Source organism: Faunimonas pinastri, from assembly GCF_900110915.1.
Taxonomy (GTDB): Bacteria; Pseudomonadota; Alphaproteobacteria; order Rhizobiales; family Afifellaceae; genus Faunimonas; species Faunimonas pinastri.
In genome coordinates this window covers 19,989-41,908 of record NZ_FOFG01000003.1, presented here as the reverse complement: position 1 = coordinate 41,908, position 21,920 = coordinate 19,989, and the positions used below count along the sequence as shown (strand labels likewise).

Sequence of the window (21,920 nt, the reverse complement as noted above, 5' to 3'; positions counted from 1 at the left end):
GGACGTTATGAGGGAGGCGGCCTCCCCGTGCCGTTGCCGTTCACCGGCCGCTGCACGCGCATATCGCGGAGCCTGAAGCTGCGCCTGATCGTTGGCGACGGCGTGGGCTACGGTCTCGCGGCCCGAAGGGATCAGCGCGGCAAGCCGCCCTGCAACGCTCCTAACGTCATCGCGCAGGCCTCAACACGAACTGGGTTTCCGCCGCCTCATCGATGGCCTCCGGGCTGTAGAGCAGGGGCACATAGGATCCCTCAGCCCAGGCCGCGGCAAGGTTTCCGTAATGCGGCGAAGCGGGGTCGCCGGACTGGCCCGGCGCATTGATGCAGCGACTGTTATCCCAGCCGCCGACATCGACGACCACCCGGACGGAAGCGCCAAGGGTTACCCGGAAATCGCTGGTGCGGTAGAGCGCGTTCATCGGCGTGGAATCCGTACCGCCTTTCTCAAACGGGCCGACATCGAAACCCTCATCGCCTGCCGGACGGCTCGTGGCGCTCAGCGCATGGGCGAAGTAGCCCTGATGCAGGTCGCCCCAACGCCACCGCGCGGGGTCCGAGCCCATGAGCTGCACGCATTCTTCCCAGGCCGCAGCAAGGCTCGTGGTAAGAAGAGCGTCGCGCGCCTCCTCGGGCGCTTTTCCCAAGCGCGCGTCCGGGCTCTCCAGCAGCTTCAGCACGCTTTCCGGGTCTCCCGGCAGCAGCAGCGCCCGCACCCGTTCGGGAGCCACGAGGGCCATCAACCCGGTACGCAGATGCTTGCTCCACCAGACCTCGAAGAGCGTAGCGGCGGCGCTGTCCGGCGTGATGCGGAAATCCCAACCCTCGAAGATCCGGCGAACGCGATCCACCACGGCGGAACCCGGCAGCTTTCGCACCAGGACGGCCAGACGCCGGGCCGGAATGGAAAGCACATCGGTCTGCAGCGCGCACGAACTGGCCACCGTGTGCGTGCCGCCCTGCGCGAAGACTTCGGTGATGCGGTTCATGCGTGACCGTTCGAGCCACTCATAGCCGATCTGCTTCTCTTCGTGCGGCCAGTCTGCGGGAAGGTTCGGCTCGTTGGCCGTGGCGAAGAAGCCCGCTTCGGGGTTCGCGACCTCCGGGAGATCCCCCGCCCGGTAGAAGCCGTCCCATTCGTAGCGACCGTCGCCGAACACCGGCAGCAGGCCGTCCCAGTTCGGACGGACAGGGCTGAAGCCGGCAGCGAGCCAGCCGATCGTCCCGCTCGTGTCGGCGTAGACCTGGTTGGTCGCCGGCACGCCCCATTTCGTCATGCCGGCGCGGAACTCGTCCAGGGAGCGGGCGCGCATCGTGACGATGCTGGCGAAGTAAGGGGCGGTGCCGGGTTCCGCCCAGACGGAGCGGATCGCATAGGCGCGGTGCCGCTCGCGATCCTCGAAAGCGACCGGCCCGTGCCGGGTGAACTTGAGCGTGTGCGCCTGATCCGCCGCTCCCTTGACGGGCGCCGTCTCCGTTTCCACGCGCATGGCTTCCCAGCCTTCGCCGTAGCGGTAGAGATGAGGATCCTCCGGCGAGGTCTCGTAGACGTAGACGTCCTCCTGGTCCGGGCCGAAGAAGAGAGTGAGCCCGAAGGCGGCCGTGCCGTTATGGCCGATGCAGATGCCGGGAAGACAGGGCTCGCCCGCCCCGATCGCATCGAAACCGGGCGCCGTGAGATGCACGAGATAACGCAAAGAAGGCACCGCATGCAGCCGGTGCGGATCGTTGGCCATGATCGGCCGGCCCGTATCCGTGCGGCTGCCGTGCACGACCCAGTTGTTGGAGCCCTGCGCATTGGCGTCGCGCACCACGTCGCCCGTCGCCGCCACCCTGGTCCAGCGGCCCGCCTCGTGGAGAGGGGCCGCGAGGCGCTCGTCCTCGAAGGTGACGGCCGCCAGCGCGAGCTTGAAGACATCGAGCACGGCGAGCGGAATTTCGGCGAGGTTCACGCCGTCCGGCCGATGCGGGTCGCGGGCGGGATCGAGATGCTGCCGGAGCAGATCGATCTCGGGCCCGGCGGCGCTGATCACGTTGGCGCGAATCACTTCCGACAGGGCGTTGCGCATCATGGAATGGCTGCGGATCCGCACCACGTCTTCCGGCTGCCATTTGGCGGGACGGGTGCCCATCAGCCGGAATTCCGGCGGCAACGCGTCTTCCGTCACACTGTCGATGAAGGCGTTGATGCCCGCCGCGAAGGACGTGCAGATATCGCGGGCGTCGTCGCTGTACGCCGCCCATTCCGCATCCATGTCGCCGCGATAGAGGAAGAGGCGGGAAGCGCGGTCCTGGGCGAGATAGCCGGGACCGAAATCGGCCGCGAGCAGACCGAGCCCGCGCTTGCGCCAGAGATCGATCTGCCAGAGGCGGTCGCGGGCGGCGTTGTAGCCTTGCAGGAAAAAGAGATCGAGGAGGTTGTCCGCCTTCAGATGCGGGATGCCCCAGCGGTCGACCGTGATTTCCGCCGGTGCCGACAATCCGGCTACATCGATCTCTTCAACGCGCATCGTTCTCTCCGCCCCGACCCTGCGGGCCAGGCATCCAGTCCGTCCAACGAGCCTGCCGCGTTGCCCTTGGCGGCAAGCCCGGCATGCTACTGGCCGAACGCTCCGGCCGCTTCCGCCGGCAGCGACGGCGTCTTGCCCTCGCGCCACTTGCGGCAATAGTCCTGCATCGTGGTGAAGCTGACGCCCGGTTTGTCCTTCACGTGCTCGATGAACTGCTCCAGCAGCAGCATGCGATGGGCGCGACCGATAACCTGCGGATGCATCGTGGCGCTGAAGAGCCCCGTGCCGATCCGGTCGTAGAGGTAGTCGAACTCGTCGATCCACATCTGCAAGAGGTTGCGGGGCGTCATCACGCCCTGGATCGTGCTGGTCTTGCCCACGACGTACTCGAATTGCGGGAAGTCATCGAGGTGCCAGGCCACGGGCATCTCCACGAGATCGACCGGCGTGCCGAACCTGTAGGGATCGTCCATGGTGAACTCGTCGCCGAGGCGGCACCAATAAGGCTGGAAATCGGAGCCCATCATGCTGCTCTCGTATTCGAAACCGTATTCCAGCAGGAGCGGAATGCTGTCGGGGCTGTTGTCCCAGGCGGGCGAACGGTAGCCGACCGGGCGGACGCCCGCGACCTCGTCGAGCGCCTTGAAGCCCTTCTCCAGGATCCAGCGCTCGCGGTCGGCCGAGACGGTCACCGGGTTTTCGTGAATCCAGCCGTGATGGCCGATCTCATGGCCGGCGGCGGCGATGTCCTGCACCGTCTTCGGAAAGGCGTAGGCGGTGTGGCCGGGAATGTAGAAGGTCCCGGGAATCTTGTAGTGCTCGAGCGTGGACAGGATGCGGCGCACGCCGGTCGGACCGAACTCGCCGCGCGACAGCATGCTGGGCGACTTGGCTCCGAACGTGCCGATCCACAGCGAATAGGCGTCGTAGTCAAAGGTGAGCGCGACGCCCACGTCCTTGGCTGCAGTCATGGATGTTCTCCGGTTGGAACGGGGGATGCGGCGGTCAGGTGCGAATGCGCCGCGCGTAGATGTCGAGCGCCACGGCGCCGATCACGATGACGCCCTTGGCGACGAGCTGGTAATTGTTGTTGATCGCCAGGCTGTCGAAGACGTTGGTGAGCGTGGCGATGATCAGGAGACCGATGGCCGTGCGCCACATCGTGCCTTCGCCGCCGAGCAGCGAGGTGCCGCCGATCACCACGATCGCGATGGAATCCAGCGCGATGCTGCCGCCCATGTCGGCCTGCCCGACGCCAAGCCGGGAGGACAGGATCATGCCGCCGATACCGGAGCAGAGCGCGGTCATGACATAGGTGCTGGCGCGCAGCACATCGACGGGGATGCCGGACAGGCGCGCCGCCTCCGTATTGCCGCCAGTGGCATAGATCGACCGGCCATAGGTGCAGCGGGCCAGCACGAAGGCGCCGATCAGGAAGACGGCGATCAGGATATAGATCGAGATCGGCCAGCCGAACCATGCCTCCGTGCCGAGATACTGGAAGCTGAAGTCGTTCGGCACCTGCGGGGCTGCGTCGGAATAGATGAAGGCGTATCCGCCGAAGGCGGAGCCCGTGCCCAGCGTCGCCACGAATGGGTTGACCCGGAGCTTGGTCACGATCAGCCCGTTGATGACGCCGCAGATCGTGCTGGCCACGACGACAGCTCCCGCCGCGCCCCAGAGGCCGAGCGGATCGGCAAGATGCGCGAAGACCACGGCGCCCAGCGCGAAGATAGCACCGACGGACAGGTCGAACCCGCCGCCGATCATGACGAAGGTCATGCCGACCGCGACGATGCCCACAGGCGCCGATTGGCTCAGGATGTTCTTGACGTTGTTGGGGTCGAAGACGCGCGGATAGAGGATCGCGCTGGCCACGAGCAGCAGCACGAAGGCCCAGACCACGCCGAACTGCAGGAAGATGTCCCGCGTGAAGAGCGGCCTGGATGCCGGCTTGGCGGCAGACGAGATGGGAACATTACTCATGGGTCATGACCTTGAAGGCGGCATTCAGGATGTCCTGAACCTTCGCCGGCTGGGTTGCCTGATCGAGCTCGGCGACCTTTTGGCCCTCGGCCATCACCAGGATGCGGTCGCTCGCGGCGATGACTTCCTCCAGATCGGACGACACGACGATGATGCCGAGGCCATCGTCCGCCAGGCGCCGAAGCGTCGTCATGATCTCGTCCTTGGCGCCGATATCGATGCCGCGGGTCGGCTCGTCGACGAGCAGGATCCTGGGACCGCGGAAGCGCGCCTTGCCGAGCATCACCTTCTGCTGGTTGCCGCCCGACAGGTTGCGGACGATCGTGCCGACGCGGTTCTCGGCGAAGCCGAACTCGCGGGCCACCGCGCGCGACTTCTGGTTCATCTTGGAATTGGAGATCACGCCGAAGCGCGAAACCGCGTCGAAGCGGCCGATGGCGATATTGTCCATCGCGCTCATGCCGAGGACGAGGCCCTGCGCCTTCCTGTCTTCCGGAACGAGCACGATGCCGCTCTTCAACGCTTCGCGGGGTGTTTCCGGCCACTTGGCCGCTTCGCCATTGATGGAAAGCGTTCCGGTGCTGCGCGGCTCCAGTCCCGCGAGGGCGCGAAGCAGCGACGTGCGTCCGGAGCCCACGAGACCGCCGATGCCGACGATCTCGCCGGGATTGACCGTGATGTCGACGTTCTCGATGGCGCCGGGGACCGTCACCCCGGTCGCCATCAGGAGCGGTGCCGCGCCGGGCTTGCGCGGCGCCCGTTCCACCCGGCGGTTCTCCACCACGTCGTGCCCGACCATGGCGCGGATCAAAGCGGGCTTCGTCCACTCCGAGCGCGGCGCGGAGCCGGAAAGATTGCCGTCGCGGAAGACGGTGACCACATCGGAAAGGTCGAGGACCTCCTCCAGATTGTGGCTGACGAACATCATGGTCGTGCCTTCGCCGCGCAGCTGCCGCATCAGGCGGAACAGCGCCTCTCGCTCGGGAGGTGCCAATGAGGTCGTCGGTTCGTCAAAAAGCAGGAGCTTCGCGCCGGACTGGATGCCGCGCATGATCTCCAGCATCTGCTGGTCGGCCACCGAGAGGCGGCCGGCGATCGCGTCGGGACGGATGGAGACCGACATCTCGGCGGCGAGCTCTTCGAAGCGCCGGCGCATGGCCCGCTCGTCCAGCAGGCCGGAGTGCGATTTCACCTGGCCGAGGAAGACGTTCGCCTGCGCCGACAGGGCGGGAACGATGGTCAGTTCCTGGTAGATCGTCGCGATGCCGAGGCGCCGCGCCTGCCGGGGCACGCCGAAGACGTGCGGCTGGTCGAAGATCCGCACCGTGCCGCGCGTGGGCACGACACGCCCGGCGATGATGCCGAGGAAGGTGGACTTGCCGGCGCCATTCTCGCCGACAAGGGCGTGGATGGTGCCCTTTTCCGCCTGCACATCGACGCCCTTGAGCGCCAACGTCCCGCTGTAGCGCATCTCGACCCCGGTCGCCTGGAGAGCCAGACGATCCGGTTCAGGCGCCGTTGCGGGCAGGACCGAGGCCGTGGATTGCATGCTGGCTCTCCCGATCGATTGCGCCGACGCTCAGTACTGCGGCTTGAACTTGTCGACCGTGTCCTTGGTGATGTCGTTCACCTCGAGCGGCGTCGTGTGCGGCACCGGCTTGCCGGCCCAGGCATCGCCGAGCTGGATCACGGACTCGTACATCTCCGTGTAGGGCAGCAGCGTGCGCGTGCTGACGATCTGCCCCGCCTTCACGGCCTGGAACGACCAGATGTTGCCGCCGCTGTCGTAGATCTTGAGCTTGCCGTTGTTGAGGACGCCGGCCTGTTTGGCGGCCTGTACCGCTCCGCGCGTCATGTCGGAATAATTGGAGATCAGGACCGTCAGGTCCGGATGCGCCTGGAAGAGCGGCAGCGTCTTGGAATTGCCCTGCACCACGGTGTAGTCGGTGCGCACGACCGCCACCACGTCGAAGTCCGGGAACTTGGCCTTCACGTCCTTCAGCGCCAGATCTGTGTTGATCGTGTTGGCATTGAGGTCCGGCCCGGTCACCACAGCGACCTTCTGCGGGCCGGGATTTTCCTTGGCGATATGCATGATCCAGTCGCGGAAAGGACCGCGGCCCTGCGATCCGCCGACGAAGTTCAGCGTGCCGGGCGCCCAGAGCTTCTCGCCCTCTTCGGCGGCGCGGTCGCAGATCGGCTCGTTGGCCACGGCCACCAGCACGTTGTGCGCGGGCGCCGTCTCCGTCAGGATCTTGCAGGCCTGGTTGCCGTCGTTCATCTCGCCCACGATGGCATTGTACTTGCCGCTCGTGATGACGTTCTGCGCCTGGTTGTACTGGGTGGTCGCGCTCCAGTTGGGATCGAAGACGTCCAGTGTGGCGCCGATCTTCGCGGCGGCATCCTTGGCGCCCTTGATCGCGGACTGCAGGTGCGTGTTGTTGGTGGCGGCCATCAGCAGCGCGATATGCAGCTTGCCGCAGCCGCCCATCATCGACTTGCCTTCGCCGAGATCGATCTTGTGCGGGGTGCAGGCGTCTTCGGCATGGGCCGGCGCCACCGCGCCCGCGGCCGCCAGGAAAGCGGTGGTGAGCGCGACGGCCGCAGTGGAAAGCAGGCCGAGGCGAAATCTGTTCAGCTTGGTCGTCATGGGTCCCCTCCAAAACGCTCCAGGCGACCGATGACGGACGCGGTCTGGATTGGGGGCCAGTATCGAGCCTTTTCCGAAAACCGGTTTATCACTTGAACACAAAATGCCCATGCACGCGTATGTGCATCTGCGTGGGCAGGGCTACGGCCGGGGAGCTATGAACGCGACAGCGCCGCCCCTTCGCGCGCGGCAGCGACCGTTGCCGGGTCGACGTCGTCCTTGAGGCGAACGCCGGAAAGCTTCCGTGCCATGGCTTCCGAGATCAGCCACGCCAGCTTGTCGGCCGCCTGCTCGTAGCTCAGCCCCGACGCGTGGACGTTGGAGATGCAGTTGCGGTCGGCGTCGCGCCGCCCCCGCGTCGGCGCATAGGTCAGGTAGATGCCGAGGCTGTCGGCGACACTGAGCCCCGGCCGCTCGCCGATCAGCATGATGCTCATGCCCGCGCCCATGCGCTCGCCGATCTCGTCGCCGAGCGCCACTCGCGCCTGCGAGGCGATCACCACCGGTCCGACCGACCAGCCTTTCAGGCGCGGAAGGGCGACCTGCACGAAGGCAGCCGCCCGATCCTGCACCGCCCGCGCGGAAAGGCCGTCGGCGATGACGAAGACGAGATCGCAAGGTCCGGGCGGCAGCCGCGCGGCCGATGCAGGGTCGAGTTGCCGGCCGAGATCCGGGCGACGCAGGAAGGTGCCGCGATCGGGCGCGGCACTGGCGACAAACACCGAAGCCAGCGGCAACTGCGCCGCAATCGCCGGCGCGTCGAGCGGCATGTGGACGGCGTCGCGCGCCTGCGCGTGGGCGAACTGGAAGGCCAGCACATCCTTCAGCCCCGGCGCGTCGCCCACCCGTCCGAGACCGACCCGCGACGGGGTCAGGCGCCGAAGCCGGTTCCAGGGATCGAGGTCACCGGCCATCGGTTACCGCCTGCATGCCGCCGATCAGCCGTTGCATGGGCCGACCGGAGGCGAGCGTGTCGCGCAGGCGGCCTTTCCCGTCCAGCATCTCCATCCCGTCCAGCCATTGCTCGAATTCCGGCGCGGGCCTCAGGTCGAAGGTGGAGCGGAGATAGAGCGCGTCGTGGAAGGACGTGCTCTGGTAGCTGAGCATGACATCGTCCGCACCGGGAACGGTGATGATGAAAGTGACGCCGGCGACCGTCAGCGCCGTCATCAGGAGGTCCATGTCGTCCTGATCGGCTTCGGCGTGGTTGGTGTAGCAGACGTCGCAGCCCATCGGCAGGCCCATGAGCTTGCCGCAGAAATGATCCTCCAGCCCGGCGCGGATGATCTGCTTGCCGTCATAGAGATATTCCGGGCCGATGAAGCCGACGACCGTGTTGACCAGCAGCGGCTTGTACTGCCGGGCGACCGCATAGGCCCGCACTTCGACCGTCTGCTGGTCGATGCCGTGGTGCGCCCCGGCGGAGAGCGCGGCCCCCTGCCCCGTCTCGAAATACATGACGTTGCTGCCCACCGTTCCGCGCCCCAGCGACAGGGCCGCCTCGTAGCCCTCCTGCAACAGGGCGAGATCGATGCCGAAGCCGCTGTTCGCCGCCTCCGTCCCGGCGATGGACTGGAACACCAGGTCGGTCGGCGCGCCCCGCCCGATCAGCTCGATCGCGTTGGAGACATGGGTGAGGACGCAGGTCTGCGTGGGGATCTCGTAGCGCTGGCGCAGTTCATCCAGCATTTGCAGTACGGCCTGGCAGTTCGGCACGTTGTCGGACGCCGGATTGATGCCGATCACGGCGTCCCCCGCGCCATAAAGGAGACCGTCCACCGTGGCCACGCCGATGCCCCGGAGATCGTCGCTCGGGTGGTTCGGCTGCAGGCGCGTCGACAGCCGGCCGGGCAGGCCGACCGTGTTGCGGAAGGCCGTGACCACCTGCCGCTTCCGCGCCACGGCGATGAGGTCCTGGTTGCGCATCAGCTTGGAGACGGCGGCCACCATCTCCGGCGTCAGGCCCCGCTCCACGGCGGCGAGTTCCGCCGTCTGCGTCCGGGGATCGAGCAGCCAGTCGCGAAACTGGCCGACGGTCATGGAGGACAGCGGCGCGAACGCAGCCGGATCGTGGCCGTCGACGATCAGGCGCGTGACCTCGTCCTCCTCGTAAGGAACGAAGGTCGCGGAAAGGAAGTCGGTCAGCGGAACATCGGCCAGCGCATAGCGGGCCGCGATGCGGTGTGCGGCGCTCTCGGCTGCAAGTCCCGCGAGTTCGTCCCCGGATCGGGCGGGCGAGGCTGCCGCGAGCAGCGCCTTCAGGCCGTCGAACCGGTAGCGCTGGTTCCCCGCGATGGTCTGGTAGATGCTCATGCCTTCCCGTCCCGAGCCGAACCGCCAGGCGACCGACGGCGGATTGCTACACCGCCGCCTCGCTTGTCGCCTTGACCGGTCGGCACAGGCGTAAAATCCTAATGCCGGTTCAGCCAGGGCGGCGGCTGGAACGCGCATTCCCCGTAAGGCGACGGTGACAGGATCTTCTGCCTTCCGTTCTGGATCTGGAAAATCAGGTGGGCCTGGCTGATCGAGGGATCCATGGAGGTGTCCGGGAAAGACTGCGCGACCTGCCCGGGATTGTCGAGCGAATAGGCGCCGTTCACGCCGCGATGGATAACGGAGCGGATTTCGGGAACCACCCGGTCGAACGCCCTCGGATTGTCGGTCCGGGTCCAGGCGGTGGCGAGGATGTTGACCCGGTCATAGGCGAGGCCGGCGTGGGAATGGCCAGGCTTCACACCATGCATTCGCTCGTAACGCTCGGCAAAGCCGCGGGCCAGATGATCCTGGTAAAGTCCGGTGGTCGTCGCCCACAGGACACCGTCCGCGTCCTCCCCCAATTGCTGGCGATAGGCCGGAATGGAAGGCCCGTAGAGCGTGTAGACCAGCGCATTGGCCGGGTTGCGCAGGAATTCCTGCAGGAAGGCGATGTTCTCTTCCGGGAAGTAGTACGCCAGGAACACGGCGGCGGAGCCGGAACCGTGGATCTTGTCCATCACCGCGGTCCAGTCGATGGAGCGAAGCGGCAGATCGTCGATGAGATCCAGCTTCCAGCCGGTCCTTGAGGCAAATCTCTCAAGATCCCGGAACCCGATATTCATGCGCGACCAGCGCGGCTGGATCACGGTGACGCGCCGGCTGGAGGGCTGCCATTGCCGGCTTCTCTCCAGCTCCGTCAGGAACTGGATGAAGCGCGGACCGTAGTGAATATCGCTCGGACAAAGCTGGAAGACGTTGCGAAGCCGGTGCCGATCCTGCCGCACGCGGTCCACCATCGCTTCCATGGTCGCGCAATGCAGGTACGGCGCTCCGTAATCCGCCAGCAGGTCCTGCACCTGCTCTTCCGAGCAGGTATAGCCCGACGTGATCGCATCCACCTCGCAATCGATAAGCGAGCGGATCGCGCCCAGCACGGCCTGGTCGTCGCTGCAATCGCAGTCGACGATCCTGAGTTCCAGCTTGCGACCCGCGATGCCACCCCGGCGATTGATCTCGTCCACGGCGAGCCGCGTGCCGTTCAGCATCTCGGTCGCGTCTGCCGAAGCGAGGCCATTCAAGGAAAGCGGCGTGCCGATCATGATCGGCCGTCGTTGCAGCGCGGGCGCGAGCGCCCTGGAGCCCTGCCCCGGCGAAACGGCCTTGCGATCGACCAGACCCGCCGTCAAAGGCATCAGGTTGCGCCCGCCTCCGGGCGTCGGGAGGCGAAGCAGCCCGAGATCGGTCGCGAGCGTCGCCGCACCGGTGCGGCTCGGCTGATCGAGCTTCAGCAGGATACGCTCGATATGAGTGGTGACGGTGCGGAAGCTTGCCTCCAGGCAGGCGGCGATCTCCTGGTTGCCCAGCCCGCCCGACATCAGGGTCAGCACGTCGAGTTCGCGGATCGTCAGCCCGAAGGGTGGGGCAATGCGGCCGGCGGCCATCAGCACGCGCGGCCGGTCGTCGGCCCGGTAATCCACGTCCATGCGCACCGAGAACCACGCCCGATCGCCATCGATCCAGATGAAGCGGACGAGTTCGCGTCCGCTGGTCAGGAGCGCTACGGCGAAATCGACGAGATCGGGATGGGCATCCAGAAACGCCACGGCGTCGCGGGCTTCCGTCTGTTCCACGGTTCCTTCTTCGGTGATCGCCGCGCGCCAGACAACCGGCGGCGCCACACCGGGCGCGGCGCTTTTCCTGAGGGTTGCCGTTTCCATCCGCCCCATATCATCCCTCAGAGCCCGGATTTCCTGAGCCTCCACCGACGAACCAGAAGCTGGCCTGAACCGCTTCCACGTCAGCAAGAAGCATGCCGGTTTTTCTCGTGTTCAGAGGATCGGTCAGTTTACGTATTTCGCCAAGCGATCCCTTCCCCGACCCTCCCGGCATCGCCATCCCGCGCCTGATCGACAGCAATGGTCGACACCGCCGGGACGAAGATGAGGGGAACCACATGAGCATGCAGCGCTCGAACCTCGATGCCTGCCGGCCGACGCGGCAGGCGGCCTTGAGCAACGGCAAGATCCTGTCGTCCGCAGCCAATGGCATCGCGGACTTCATCCTGGAAAACGGTGCCGACCCCGACACGGTGCTGCGCACCGTGGGCATCGAGGAGCGGTCCGTCAGGGCGCCACGCGAAAGTCTTGAGCTCCGCAGCTATTGCGCTCTGATCGAGGCAGCGGCCCACCACACCCGCAACGACAATTTCGGCCTGCACTTCGGACAGGGCTTCCTGCCGGAACGGCTGGGCCTGATCGGCGAGATCGCACTCGCCTCGCCCACGCTGGGCGCGTCGCTGGAAAACCTGGCGCGCTATTTTCCCTATCACCAGCAGAATACCCAGGCCGCGTTCAGGAAGACCGGAAGTCTCTGGCAACTCGAATGCCGCATTCTCGACGGGCGGATCATGCAACGGCGTCAGGATGCCGAACTCACGATGGGCATGTACCTCAACGTCGTGCGGCGCTGCCTCGGCGTCGACTGGGCCCCCGACGAGGTTCATTTCGAGCATCCCCGGCCGGAGAACTTCCAGGCTCATCAGGGCGTCTTCAACGCGCCCGTTTATTTCAACATGCCGACGAACGCCCTGGTCTTCTCCGATCGGGACCTGCAGAAACCCATGCCGGGCTGGAATGCCGCCCGCATGCGGGATCTCTGCGAGGCGCTCACGGTGCTGACGGGCAGCACGGGAACCCTCGGCCTGACCGATCAGGTGGTGGGCGAGATCCGTGGGCAGCTTCCGCTGGGCTATCCCCATATCGAGAACGTGGCCGAAGCGCTGCAGATGACGCGCTGGACCCTGCAGCGACGGCTCGCCGACCACGACCAGATCTTTTCCGATCTTGTGGAGCGGACACGCCGGGACCTGGCCGAACTCTACCTCCGGCAGGCACACATGCCGCTTCGCGATATCGCGGACATCCTCGGCTACTCCGAGCCCAGCGCTTTCAGCCGCGCCTGCGTGCGCTGGTTCGAAGCGCCCCCCTCCCGCGTGCGCGAACGGCTGCTGACGAAGCTGGTCTGAGGCCAGCGCGCGCCGAGTGACGAGATGTCAAGCGGCCACCGGGCCTTGCCCCCTAGGATGCCGGCAAGCCGCTCGCCGGCTCGGGCAGCAGGATCGGGCAGCCGGATCGGGCCAAGGGAGAATGACATGAGAGTCGCGGGAAAGATCGCCGTCGTCACCGGCGCATATCGCGGGATCGGCAGGGCCTGCGCGGAAGCGCTCGCTGGCGAGGGTGCTCAGGTGATCGCCCTGGACCTCATGGCCGAGGCACCGGATTACGCGGAAAGCAGCATCATCTACCGGCAGCTGGATGTCGGCTCGGAAACCGACTGGCAGCTTCTCGCCGAGGAGGTTTCCGCCCGGTTCGGCCGTGTCGACATCCTGGTCTGCGCGGCCGGCATTGCCCCGACCAAATCCGGTGCCCATGACGTCACGATGGCCGACTGGGAGCACATCCTCCGCGTCAACCAGACGGGAGTGATGCTCGGCATGCGCATGGCCACCGGCATGATGCTCGGCAAGGGGCCGCTTTCCATCGTCAACATCTCGTCGATCTGGGGGCAGGTCGGCGGCACCGGCCAGATCGCCTATCATGCCAGCAAGGGCGCGGTGATCAATATGACCCGCAACGTCGCCATCACGTACGCCCGGCAGGGCATTCGCGCGAACGCCGTGCTGCCCGGCCTGATCGACACGGAAATGGTGCGCATCCAGAAGCCGGAAATGAACGCAGCGACCCTGGCGCTCACCCCCATGGGCCGCATCGGCCTGCCGGAAGAGATCGCGGCCGGCGTGCTGTTCCTCGCCAGCGACGAAGCCTCCTTCGTTACCGGCGCCGTGCTGTCCATCGATGGCGGCTTCACCGCTCAGTAGAAAGCATCTTCCATGATCGAACCGACCGAAATGCAGCCCCTCGCCGGGCGCGTCGCCCTTGTCACGGGCGGCGCTCAGGGTATCGGCGCCGCCGTCGCCGCCCGTCTCGCGGCCGATGGCGCTCACGTCTTCATCGGCGACATTCGCGCACCCGCCGAAGGCGCCACCGCGAGTGTCGGCGAGCGGCCCGTCTTCCTTCCTCTGGACGTGACGAGCGAGGCGGATTGGGGCGCGGCGATGGAGCGCGTCGCGCGCGATTGCGGCCGCCTCGACATTCTCGTCAACAATGCCGGCATCTACGGCCCCGCCTCGCTGCAGGACGAGACGGCAGCGGGTTTCCGCCGCCTCTTCGAAATCAACCAGTTTGCGATCTTCTGGGGCATGAAGAGCGCGGTGCCCCTGATGACGCTTGGCGGCTCGATCATCAACCTGTCGTCCATCGGCGGCATGGTTGGCTACAAGGGCACGTTCGGTTATGCCGGGACGAAATGGGCCGTTCGCGGCCTGACGAGATCCGCCGCCCGCGAACTCGCACCGCTGAAAATCCGCGTGAACACGGTCTGTCCGGGCGTCATCGACACGCCCATGTTCTACGAGAACGATCCTTCGCTCCTGAACCAGTTCCTGGAAACGATTCCCCTCGGCGCACTCGGCAAGCCAACCGACATAGCCTCCGCCGTGGCCTTTCTCGCATCGGAAAACGCCTGCTACATCACCGGCTCGGACATCCTGGTGGACGGCGGCATGCTGGCCTGAGGGTCAGCACCGATACGCTTCGATCCGGCTCCCGACTTTGCACCCGGGCACGTTGAAGCGGAACTGGGTCCGCAGCCGTTTCGGCCTGAGAAACGTGCGATGACTACATGGCATGAGGCAGAAAAGCGGGCTTTTGGCCTTGAGATTCGCAGTCCCGGGTCCGAAGCGCAGCTAAGCTTCATCCCGGCAGATCTCGCTCGACGCCGATCAGTTTGCTCTGGGAGGAATGAACCGCACCGGGACTGCCGGAGGCCATTTCAGTCAAGTCAGGCTGCCAGTGGTACGTCGTCCAGCATGGCGTCGTAACGCTGCTCAGCTTCGACCGGCGGAATGTTGCCGATGGGCTCCAAGACCGCCGATTGTTGAACCGGTCGACCCATTCCAGCTTGGCGTACTCGACGGCCTCGAACGACCGCCAAGGTCCTCGCATCAGCCGCTGCGCGCAATATCGAAGCCCTCGCGCTTCATCTGCCGCCATACCTTGCGCACGCCGTACACCGAAGTTCTCGGCAAAGACCCGCAAAACTTCGGGCTTCAGCTTTTCATCCCGCTGAACACGAGCGGATTGCAAAGCCGGGTCCCGTCGCTTGGCAACATGCTCATGATTGGTGGATCGGGCGATCGGCAGAACCCGGCAGATCGGCTCGACCCCATGGGCACCCCGATGGCTCGTCGATAAACGCGATCGTCGTTTGAGCGGGCGGTCGAGCTCCGCCTGGGCAAAATACGCCGACGCCTTGCGAAGAATCTCGTTCGCCTGCCGCAGCTCGCGAACTTCACGCTCAAGCGCCTCGAGCTTCTCGGCTGTTTCCGTCGGCACTCGCCGCGCTTGCCGCTATCCACCTCGGACTTCGTCACCCATTCCAGCAGCGTGTGCCCCGAACACCCGACGTTCTCAGCCACCGATGTGATGGCCGCCCGGCGGGAAGGTTAATCGCCTTCCTGGTCCAAAACCATCCGGATTGCCCGCTCGCGAACCTCGGGTGCAAACTTCTTCGTCGTGTTGCTCATCGTAGACCCTTCCTCTCAGGAGTTTAACCCCCGGCAATCCCGGTGCGGTTCATTCACATGCGTGCCGGATAAATCCGACGTGTAGAGAGTGAGCACTACGCTTCAGCCCAGCGGTCGGCTTATTGGAATTGGAATACAAGTTGCATGGACCGCGCCGCACGTCTGCAAGGGGAAGCAACTGAATGACGCCTGATGAAGCGAATACCCGCGAGGATCTTGCCGCGGTTTATCGACTGATAGCGCACTTCGGCATGGACGACCTGATCCACACGCACGCGTCCGCCCGCCTCCCCGGCGGCAGCGAGTGGCTGCTGATCAACAGGTATGGCGACCTCTTCCGGGAGGTGACCCCGGAATCTCTGGTCGCGATCAATCATCACGGAGAGATGAGGGCGGGCGAGCAGGGGCCTATCAATTCGGCCGGGATCGTCATCCATACGGCGGTTCATTCCGCACGGCCGGACGCCGCTTGCGTCCTGCACACCCACACGGCAGCCGGGGTGGCGGTCAGCTGCCTGGAAGAGGGGCTGCTGCCGCTGAACCAGACCGCTCTGCTCTTCTACGGAAATGTCGGATACCACGACTTCGAGGGGATCGCGCTCGACCGGGAGGAGCAGGACCGCCTGATCGCGGATCTCGGCCAGAACTCGGCGATGATCCTGCGCAATCACGGGCTTCTGACGGTCGGTCGCAGCATTGGGGAAGCGTTCTCGCTGATGTACAATCTCGAGCAGGCCTGCCGCATGCAGCTGGCGGCACAGGCGACCGGCAGGCCGATCCGCCTGCCGTCCGAAGCGGTCTGTCGCCGCACTGCCGCGCAATATGCCGGCGATCCGGACGGCGCGGCCGATCTGGAATGGCAGGCGCTGCGTCGCCTGGCTCCTCCTCCCGCGTTTCGTTCCAGCACTCCCGGCAGTATCGCCGGCCAGCCGTGAGGCTCTGCATCGCCGAGCCCCTTGCCGCGCGACCGGCGGTGCTCGACGAAATTCGTCGGTTGGATCCATCCCTGACCTGGTCGGTCTGGTCGGGGGATCGCTGGACCGACGAAGGCGGCGCGACGCTTGGGCCGCAGATGCTCGTCGCCTGGAAGCTGCCGGACGGATGGACGGCACTTCCGGACCGTACGGCGGCGGTCTTCTGTTTCGGCGCCGGTCACGATCAGCTCACGGACGACCCGCGGCTGCCGCGGGATTTGCCTGTGATGAGGCTTATCGATCCCGGACAGACGCAGCAGATCTGCGACTATGTCCTGGCAGCCGTCTTCGAGCGGCTGCTCGGCCCGATCGGCCTGTCTGCCGGGAAAGGCGGCGGTCGCCATTGGCCGGAGGCCATGATCCCGCGCATGGCGCGTCGCGACCTGCGGGTCACCGTGCTTGGGCTTGGCGCGACAGGCAGCGTCGTCGCCGGGCAAGTGGCCGCTCTGGGCTTCTCCGTTAGAGGTTGGTCGAGGCGGATGCGCGTCGTTCCCGGCTGCGAGGTGCTGGCAGGCGAGACGACGCTATTCGATGCGGCCGCCGACGCGGACGTTCTCGTCAACCTGCTGCCGGGAGCGGACGAACTCGGCGGCGTCCTGTCAGCTCCGATTTTCGGCCGGCTCGCCAATGGCTCGCATCTCGTCCATCTCGGGCGGGGACTCCATCTGGTCGAGGCGGATCTGCGCTCGGCTCTGGACGCAGGCCGGCCTGCTTTCGCCTGGCTCGACGTGTTTGCCAGGGAGCCTTTGCCGCCGGAGCACTGGTTCTGGAGAGACCCGCGTATCCACGTGACGCCCCATACGGCCGGACTGCCGACAGCGGAAGATGCGGCACGTTCGATCGTCGCGGCGGCCCACGCCCTGCGTGACGGGACGCCGCTTCCCGGACGGATACGCTGACCCGGAGCTTCCATGCCGGAAACGCGCAAGCCCTCCCCCCTCCCGGCCCGCGCCCGCGCCCGATCGGCGATGCGGGCCTATGACCTTCTTCGGGAGGCGATCATCACCACGGCTGAGACCCGGCACCCGGCTGTCGGAGATCGAAACGGCCAAGCAGTTCGACATGAGCCGCACCCCCGTGCGGGAGGTTTTCCTGCGGCTGCAGGCGGAGGGACTGGTCGAGGTGTCGCCGCAGCGGGGAACGTTCGTCTCCCTCATCGACATGGATCGCGTCCGTCAGGCGATCTTTCTCCGAGCAGGGCTGGAACGCATGGCCATCGCTGCCTTGTCCCCGCCGATCGCGGAGGATGACGCGCAGACCTTCATGCTCTCCTGGAAGCGCAGGCGAAAGCCATCGGGATCGGTGATTTCGCGGTCTATCACCGCGCGGATATGCGCTTCCATGCGATGTCGATGAGAGTGGCCGGTTGCGAGCTTGCGTGGACGGCTATCGCCTTTGTCTGTGCCGATCTCGAACGCGTGGAGTTCCTGATCGGCCGCCAGCCGGATCATCTGCGCGCCATTCTTCACGAGCACCGGGCGATCCTGACCGGCCTGCTCTCGGGAAGGCCGGCAGAAACCGCCAAGATTGCGGACCGCCATATCCGCAATATCGAAACCGATCTTCTGCGATACGGGCGCGATCACCCTTTCGTCGCCTGACGGCGGCAGCATCGCGCACAAAATTTGTGCGTCGCTTGGATAATCCCGGAGGCGGAATACCGCCGGCTCCGGGTCGGCGGTCGAGACCATGTATCGGCGATGCACGATGACAAGCCCGCCTTGATGAAAAGAGCAGCTTAACCGGTTTAGTAAACCGATTTACTTTGTTCGCCGAGAGGGAATTGCACGTGAGATCGCCAACAATCAGGGACGTCGCCAAAGCTGCCGGTCTTTCGGTGGCAGCCGTGTCGCGTCATCTCAACCGGCAGATCGCGCTTCCCGACGAGACGGCTCGCCGGATCGACGACGCGGTCCAGCGCCTGGGTTACCAGCCCAACGTGATCGCCCGGCGGCTCAGCCGTGGATCCAGCGAGACGCTCGCCTTCATCACCTCCGATATCGCCTATCCCTTCTTCGCTGCCGTTGCCTCCGCGGCGGAAGCCGAGGCGGCGGCGCTCGGTTACAGCCTGCTGATCTTCAACAGCCGCAACGAGATCTCACGCGAACTCTCCCTGCTATCCCGGATCACCGACCATCAGGTCGATGGTGCGATCCTGATGACCAACCATGTCGATGACGGGCAACTCGGCGAGGCCGTCCGCAAGGCGCGCTTTGTCGTGCTGGCCGACGAGGACGTGAGTGGCGCCGATGTGCCCCGCGTCTTCGCCGACAACGAGACGGGCGGTGCGCTGGCGACCCGCCACCTCATCGCGACCGGCCACCATCGCATCGCCTTTATCGGCGGGCCACGCGGTCTCGTCAGCACCGAAGGCCGCCTCGCCGGCTTTGAGATGGCGATGAAGGAAGCGGGTCTGCCGACCGAAGCCGCGCTGACGCGCTTCGGCTTCTATTCCGAGCAGGCCGGAGCGGAAGCCTTCCGTGAGCTCATGTCCATGCCGGAGCCGCCCACGGCGATCTTCGCCATCGCCGATCTTCTGGCCGTCGGGGTGATCTCGGCCGCGCGCGAGATGGGCGTCACCATTCCCGACGATCTCTCCGTCGTCAGCTTCGACGACATTCCCTACGCACATCTCCTGAATCCGCCGCTCACCACCGTTCACCAGTCAGCCGACGAATTCGGCCGCGTGAGCGCCCGCCTGCTGGTGGACCTCATCCACGGCCGGAGCGGTTCCGGCGAAAGACACTCCATCCCCGTGAAGCTGATCGAACGCGGCTCCGTCAGCGCCCCACCGCGCTCATCATCCCAGGACAACAGCAAACGCCGACAAGGCGACCCCAGCCAGACGGGGTGACGAGGGGACGTCACACCGGCCTTCCAACCATTCGCAGAGGTACCGACATGTCGCAGTCGAAGTTTTCGCAGGATGCCGCCTCGATCGCGCTGGAGAAATTCCGCAGCGGCGAGATCGACCGGCGTTCGCTGCTCCTGGCGCTCGGCGGGCTCGGCCTCGCCGTAGCGCTGAAGCCGAGCGTCGGTTTCGCGGAGGCCTCCGAAATCGTTCTCTGCAATTGGGGCGGAGCGGCGGTCGACGCTTTCCAGAAGGCCTTCGGCGAGCCCTTCACCAGGAAGAGCGGCACCAAGGTCACCGTGGACGGCGCCGGGCCTTCGACCTCCGCCATCCGCGCCATGGTGGAAGCCAACGCGGTGACCTGGGACGCCACCGATGGCGGCATGACGGACGCCGTGACGCTCAGCAAGGGCGGCTATGTCCAGCCGATCGACTACAAGATCGTCGACAGGACCAAGGTCGGGCCGGGCATGTCGGCAGAATTCGGCATCGGCAACTACGTGTTCTCCAACGTGCTGACTTACGATTCCGCCAAGACCAAGGGCGTCGCACCGGCGGGTTGGGCCGATTTCTTCGACACGGAGAAGTTCCCGGGCAAGCGCACCATGTGCAAGTGGGTGCAGGGCCAGCTGGAGGCCGTCCTTCTCGCGGACGGCGTGCCGCCCGAAAAGATCTATCCGCTGGACGTGGATCGTGCCTTCAAGAAACTGAAGCCGCTTTTGCCGAACCTGATTTTCTGGGACGCGGGCGCGCAGAGTCAGCAACTCTTCCGCGACGGCGAAGTGGTGATGGGCAATATCTGGCACACCCGCGCCAGCCTGCTGCGCAAGGAAACGCAGGAGCGGCTGACCTGGACCTGGGCGCAGAACCTGCTTTTCGTCAGCGCGTGGTCGGTGCCGAAGAACAATCCGGCGGGCGCCAAGGTGTTCGACTTCATCAATTCCAGCCTCGATCCTGAAGGCCAGATCACGCTGCTCCGGCTGATGGGCAACGGACCGACAAATCCCAAGGCGCTGGAGATGCTGACGGCGGAAGACCGCAAGATAAGCCCCTCCACCCCGGAGAATGCGACCACGCAGTTCAAGGTGGACCCGGCCTATTACGCGGAGAACGAGGCCGACCTGCAGAACCGCTACCTCGACTTCATCTCCTGAAGGAGCGCGCGGTCGCCCGGTTCGCCGGCGGCCGCGAAGAGCCATGACAACTTTCAACCGCTGGGCCTTCGCCCTCACCCTCCCCGCCGTCCTGACGACGCTGGCGCTCTATGTCGCCCCGATCACGCAGGTGCTGACGCTGAGCGTGACCGACCCGCGTCCGGGCCTCGGCAATTACGAAGGTCTGATGACCAGCAACGCCGTCGCCAAGGTCGCGGCGACGACGCTGAACGTTTCGCTGCTGACGACGATCTTCACGATCGCGGGCGCCTATGCCATTGCCTTCGGGCTGGTGCATATGCGCGTCGGCCCGCGCCGGCTCGCCATGTTTCTCGTGCTGGTTCCCTTCTGGGTGTCCGTGCTGGTCCGCGCCTTTTCGTGGATCACGATCCTGCGCCGGGAAGGCGTCCTGAATTCCGCGCTGTCGAGCCTCGGGCTGATCTCCGAGCCGCTGAACCTCGTCTACAACCGGATCGGCGTGGTCATCGGCATGGTCCACTACATGCTGCCTTTCGCGGTGTTGCTGATCTTCGCCAACCTTTCCGGCATCGACCGGCGCATCATGCAGGCTGCCCGGTCGCTGGGGGCCCGGCCCGCGACGATTTTCTGGCGCATCTGGCTGCCCCTGAGCGTGCCGGGCCTCGCCGTCGCCTCCGTCTTCGTCTTCATCTATTCGCTGGGCTTCCTGATCACTCCGGCACTGCTTGGGGCGGGCCGCACGGTGATGATCGCCGAATTCATCTCCGTGCAGATGAAGACGCTTCGCTGGGGCGTGGCGACGGCGCTCTCGGTCTTGCTGCTGCTGCTCGTCGCCCTGTCCGTTCTCGCACTGATGCGGCGGCCCGCGCTCCGGGCGGCCTTCGAGGGGAGGCCGGACCCGTGAAGCGCGGATCAGCCGGCCATTATCTCTCGCGCGGCCTTACCTGGCTGCTGCTGGCCTTTCTCTTCCTGCCGATCCTCGTGGTTATCCCGGTGGCTTTCACCGACCAGGATTTCCTGTCGCTGCCGCAGCACGGACTGTCGCTGAAGCACTTCGTCGCCATCGGCGACTGGAGCGCCGGCTGGCTGCCCAGCATCCTCACCAGCATCGCCGTCGGCGTCCTCGCCAGCGCGGCCGCCACCACGCTCGGGGCCGCCTATGCCGTGGGCGCATGGTCGATTTCCGGCTGGTGGCCCTCGCTCACCCGCGTGATGATCCTGTCGCCGTTGATCGTACCGCCCATCGTCTATGCCGTCGGCATCTTCAAGCTGTGGGCGCGTTTCCATCTGCTGGACACCTTCCTCGGCGTCGCGGTCGTGCACGTCGTGCTGTGCCTGCCCTTCGTCATTCTGGCGATGGGATCGACCCTCTCCAACCTCGATCCGCGCCTCGTGCAGGCAGCCCGCAGCCTCGGCGCCCGTCCCGCGACGGTGTTCCTGCGCGTCATCGCGCCCAACATCCTGCCCGGCATCATCGCCAGCGCGCTGTTCGCCTTCGTGACCTCCTGGGACGAGATCACGGTCACGCTGTTCATCACCAGCCGCGCGATGGTGACCCTGCCGCGTCGGATCTGGACCAGCATCGCCGATTCCGTCGATCCCGCGCTGGCGGCCGTCGCCACGCTGATGCTCGTCGTCACCATCGCCATCCTTGTGGTGCAGGCGTGTCTGCCTCACCGCAAGCCCGACCCTTCACCCTGA

18 protein-coding genes, 2 pseudogenes and 1 other annotated feature are annotated in these 21,920 nt (G+C 65.8%); of the genes and pseudogenes, 10 read left to right on the top strand and 10 right to left on the bottom strand.

Going from position 1 to position 21,920, the window contains the following annotated elements:
- Window positions 1-166 precede the first annotated feature (166 nt).
- The 8 genes from BMY25_RS05655 to BMY25_RS05620 form a co-directional block, all read right to left on the bottom strand.
- Window positions 167-2,506: a penicillin acylase family protein gene (locus BMY25_RS05655; protein ID WP_092495662.1), complete on the bottom strand. Its 2,340-nt coding sequence runs from the start codon at window positions 2,504-2,506 to the stop codon at window positions 167-169.
- Between the two features lie 86 nt (window positions 2,507-2,592).
- Window positions 2,593-3,477: a polysaccharide deacetylase family protein gene (locus BMY25_RS05650; RefSeq protein ID WP_092495661.1), complete on the bottom strand. Its 885-nt coding sequence runs from the start codon at window positions 3,475-3,477 to the stop codon at window positions 2,593-2,595.
- Between the two features lie 34 nt (window positions 3,478-3,511).
- Entirely contained in the window at window positions 3,512-4,492 is a 981-nt protein-coding gene (locus BMY25_RS05645) for an ABC transporter permease (protein ID WP_092495660.1), read from the bottom strand.
- Window positions 4,485-6,041, bottom strand: a complete 1,557-nt coding sequence (locus BMY25_RS05640) for a sugar ABC transporter ATP-binding protein (protein ID WP_092495659.1) — start codon at window positions 6,039-6,041, stop codon at window positions 4,485-4,487. Before BMY25_RS05640 ends, BMY25_RS05645 begins: the two co-directional genes overlap by 8 nt.
- 30 nt (window positions 6,042-6,071) lie before the next feature.
- A complete protein-coding gene (locus BMY25_RS05635) occupies window positions 6,072-7,142 on the bottom strand; it encodes a sugar ABC transporter substrate-binding protein (RefSeq protein WP_177176725.1) in 1,071 nt (356 codons plus the stop codon).
- A 155-nt stretch (window positions 7,143-7,297) separates the two neighbouring features.
- On the bottom strand, window positions 7,298-8,056 hold the full coding sequence (gene eutC / locus BMY25_RS05630) for an ethanolamine ammonia-lyase subunit EutC (RefSeq protein WP_092495657.1): 759 nt from the start codon (window positions 8,054-8,056) through the stop codon (window positions 7,298-7,300).
- Complete coding sequence (locus BMY25_RS05625; protein ID WP_092495656.1) at window positions 8,046-9,455, bottom strand: ethanolamine ammonia-lyase subunit EutB; 1,410 nt, start codon at window positions 9,453-9,455, stop codon at window positions 8,046-8,048. The genes eutC and BMY25_RS05625 overlap by 11 nt, the downstream gene beginning before the upstream one ends.
- 98 nt (window positions 9,456-9,553) lie before the next feature.
- Complete coding sequence (locus tag BMY25_RS05620; protein WP_238858176.1) at window positions 9,554-11,335, bottom strand: ABC transporter substrate-binding protein; 1,782 nt, start codon at window positions 11,333-11,335, stop codon at window positions 9,554-9,556.
- Window positions 11,336-11,571: 236 nt separating this feature from the next.
- On the opposite strand from BMY25_RS05620, the gene qhpR reads away from it, so the two are divergent.
- The 3 genes from qhpR to BMY25_RS05605 all read left to right on the top strand — a co-directional run bounded on the left by qhpR (window position 11,572) and on the right by BMY25_RS05605 (window position 14,250).
- Window positions 11,572-12,642 (top strand): AraC-like transcriptional regulator QhpR, encoded by a 1,071-nt coding sequence (gene qhpR, locus BMY25_RS05615; RefSeq protein ID WP_238858175.1) that lies wholly within the window; start codon window positions 11,572-11,574, stop codon window positions 12,640-12,642.
- A gap of 126 nt (window positions 12,643-12,768) precedes the next feature.
- On the top strand, window positions 12,769-13,494 hold the full coding sequence (locus tag BMY25_RS05610; RefSeq protein WP_092495654.1) for an SDR family NAD(P)-dependent oxidoreductase: 726 nt from the start codon (window positions 12,769-12,771) through the stop codon (window positions 13,492-13,494).
- A 12-nt stretch (window positions 13,495-13,506) separates the two neighbouring features.
- The gene (locus BMY25_RS05605; RefSeq protein ID WP_092495653.1) at window positions 13,507-14,250 is read left to right on the top strand and encodes an SDR family NAD(P)-dependent oxidoreductase; all 744 of its coding nucleotides are present in this window, start codon (window positions 13,507-13,509) and stop codon (window positions 14,248-14,250) included.
- A gap of 438 nt (window positions 14,251-14,688) precedes the next feature.
- Here the strand turns inward: BMY25_RS05605 and BMY25_RS05600 are convergent.
- Window positions 14,689-15,108: pseudogene (locus BMY25_RS05600) on the bottom strand (IS3 family transposase); the annotation flags it as partial.
- Window positions 14,864-14,981 (bottom strand) — a sequence feature (AL1L pseudoknot). Its footprint overlaps the pseudogene before it by 118 nt.
- Window positions 15,109-15,443: 335 nt before the next feature.
- On the opposite strand from BMY25_RS05600, the gene BMY25_RS05595 reads away from it, so the two are divergent.
- The 3 genes and pseudogenes from BMY25_RS05595 to BMY25_RS21425 all read left to right on the top strand — a co-directional run.
- Window positions 15,444-16,196: a class II aldolase/adducin family protein gene (locus BMY25_RS05595; protein ID WP_092495652.1), complete on the top strand. Its 753-nt coding sequence runs from the start codon at window positions 15,444-15,446 to the stop codon at window positions 16,194-16,196.
- Between the two features lie 59 nt (window positions 16,197-16,255).
- On the top strand, window positions 16,256-17,134 hold the full coding sequence (locus BMY25_RS05590; RefSeq protein WP_177176724.1) for an NAD(P)-dependent oxidoreductase: 879 nt from the start codon (window positions 16,256-16,258) through the stop codon (window positions 17,132-17,134).
- Window positions 17,061-17,372 (top strand): annotated as a pseudogene (locus tag BMY25_RS21425) (GntR family transcriptional regulator); the annotation flags it as partial. The gene BMY25_RS05590 and the pseudogene BMY25_RS21425, both read left to right, overlap by 74 nt.
- Window positions 17,373-17,410: 38 nt before the next feature.
- On the opposite strand, the gene BMY25_RS21060 reads toward BMY25_RS21425, so the two are convergent.
- Window positions 17,411-17,926 carry a hypothetical protein gene (locus tag BMY25_RS21060; protein ID WP_238858174.1) on the bottom strand — a complete coding sequence of 172 codons (516 nt, stop codon included), beginning with the start codon at window positions 17,924-17,926 and terminating at the stop codon, window positions 17,411-17,413.
- A gap of 98 nt (window positions 17,927-18,024) precedes the next feature.
- Between BMY25_RS21060 and BMY25_RS05575 the strand changes: the two genes are divergently transcribed.
- From BMY25_RS05575 to BMY25_RS05560, 4 genes are read left to right on the top strand one after another with little or no spacing between them, the layout of a single operon-like run.
- Window positions 18,025-19,089, top strand: coding sequence for a LacI family DNA-binding transcriptional regulator (locus BMY25_RS05575; RefSeq protein WP_177176723.1), 1,065 nt, complete (start codon window positions 18,025-18,027; stop codon window positions 19,087-19,089).
- A 47-nt stretch (window positions 19,090-19,136) separates the two neighbouring features.
- Window positions 19,137-20,240: an ABC transporter substrate-binding protein gene (locus BMY25_RS05570; RefSeq protein ID WP_092495647.1), complete on the top strand. Its 1,104-nt coding sequence runs from the start codon at window positions 19,137-19,139 to the stop codon at window positions 20,238-20,240.
- A 43-nt stretch (window positions 20,241-20,283) separates the two neighbouring features.
- Window positions 20,284-21,123, top strand: coding sequence for an ABC transporter permease (locus tag BMY25_RS05565; RefSeq protein ID WP_092495646.1), 840 nt, complete (start codon window positions 20,284-20,286; stop codon window positions 21,121-21,123).
- Entirely contained in the window at window positions 21,120-21,920 is an 801-nt protein-coding gene (locus BMY25_RS05560; protein ID WP_092495645.1) for an ABC transporter permease, read from the top strand. Before BMY25_RS05565 ends, BMY25_RS05560 begins: the two co-directional genes overlap by 4 nt.

Coding starts and splice junctions, on each gene's coding strand:
- BMY25_RS05640 (WP_092495659.1), bottom strand. CDS start 6,041: ATGCAATCCACGGCCTCGGTCCTGCCCGCAACGGCGCCTGAACCGGAT.
- qhpR (WP_238858175.1), top strand. CDS start 11,572: ATGAGCATGCAGCGCTCGAACCTCGATGCCTGCCGGCCGACGCGGCAG.
- BMY25_RS05595 (WP_092495652.1), top strand. CDS start 15,444: ATGACGCCTGATGAAGCGAATACCCGCGAGGATCTTGCCGCGGTTTAT.
- BMY25_RS05650 (WP_092495661.1), bottom strand. CDS start 3,477: ATGACTGCAGCCAAGGACGTGGGCGTCGCGCTCACCTTTGACTACGAC.
- BMY25_RS05645 (WP_092495660.1), bottom strand. CDS start 4,492: ATGAGTAATGTTCCCATCTCGTCTGCCGCCAAGCCGGCATCCAGGCCG.
- BMY25_RS21060 (WP_238858174.1), bottom strand. CDS start 17,926: ATGGTCTCGACCGCCGACCCGGAGCCGGCGGTATTCCGCCTCCGGGAT.
- BMY25_RS05610 (WP_092495654.1), top strand. CDS start 12,769: ATGAGAGTCGCGGGAAAGATCGCCGTCGTCACCGGCGCATATCGCGGG.
- BMY25_RS05655 (WP_092495662.1), bottom strand. CDS start 2,506: ATGCGCGTTGAAGAGATCGATGTAGCCGGATTGTCGGCACCGGCGGAA.
- BMY25_RS05620 (WP_238858176.1), bottom strand. CDS start 11,335: ATGGAAACGGCAACCCTCAGGAAAAGCGCCGCGCCCGGTGTGGCGCCG.
- eutC (WP_092495657.1), bottom strand. CDS start 8,056: ATGGCCGGTGACCTCGATCCCTGGAACCGGCTTCGGCGCCTGACCCCG.
- BMY25_RS05635 (WP_177176725.1), bottom strand. CDS start 7,142: ATGACGACCAAGCTGAACAGATTTCGCCTCGGCCTGCTTTCCACTGCG.
- BMY25_RS05625 (WP_092495656.1), bottom strand. CDS start 9,455: ATGAGCATCTACCAGACCATCGCGGGGAACCAGCGCTACCGGTTCGAC.
- BMY25_RS05605 (WP_092495653.1), top strand. CDS start 13,507: ATGATCGAACCGACCGAAATGCAGCCCCTCGCCGGGCGCGTCGCCCTT.
- BMY25_RS05570 (WP_092495647.1), top strand. CDS start 19,137: ATGTCGCAGTCGAAGTTTTCGCAGGATGCCGCCTCGATCGCGCTGGAG.
- BMY25_RS05565 (WP_092495646.1), top strand. CDS start 20,284: ATGACAACTTTCAACCGCTGGGCCTTCGCCCTCACCCTCCCCGCCGTC.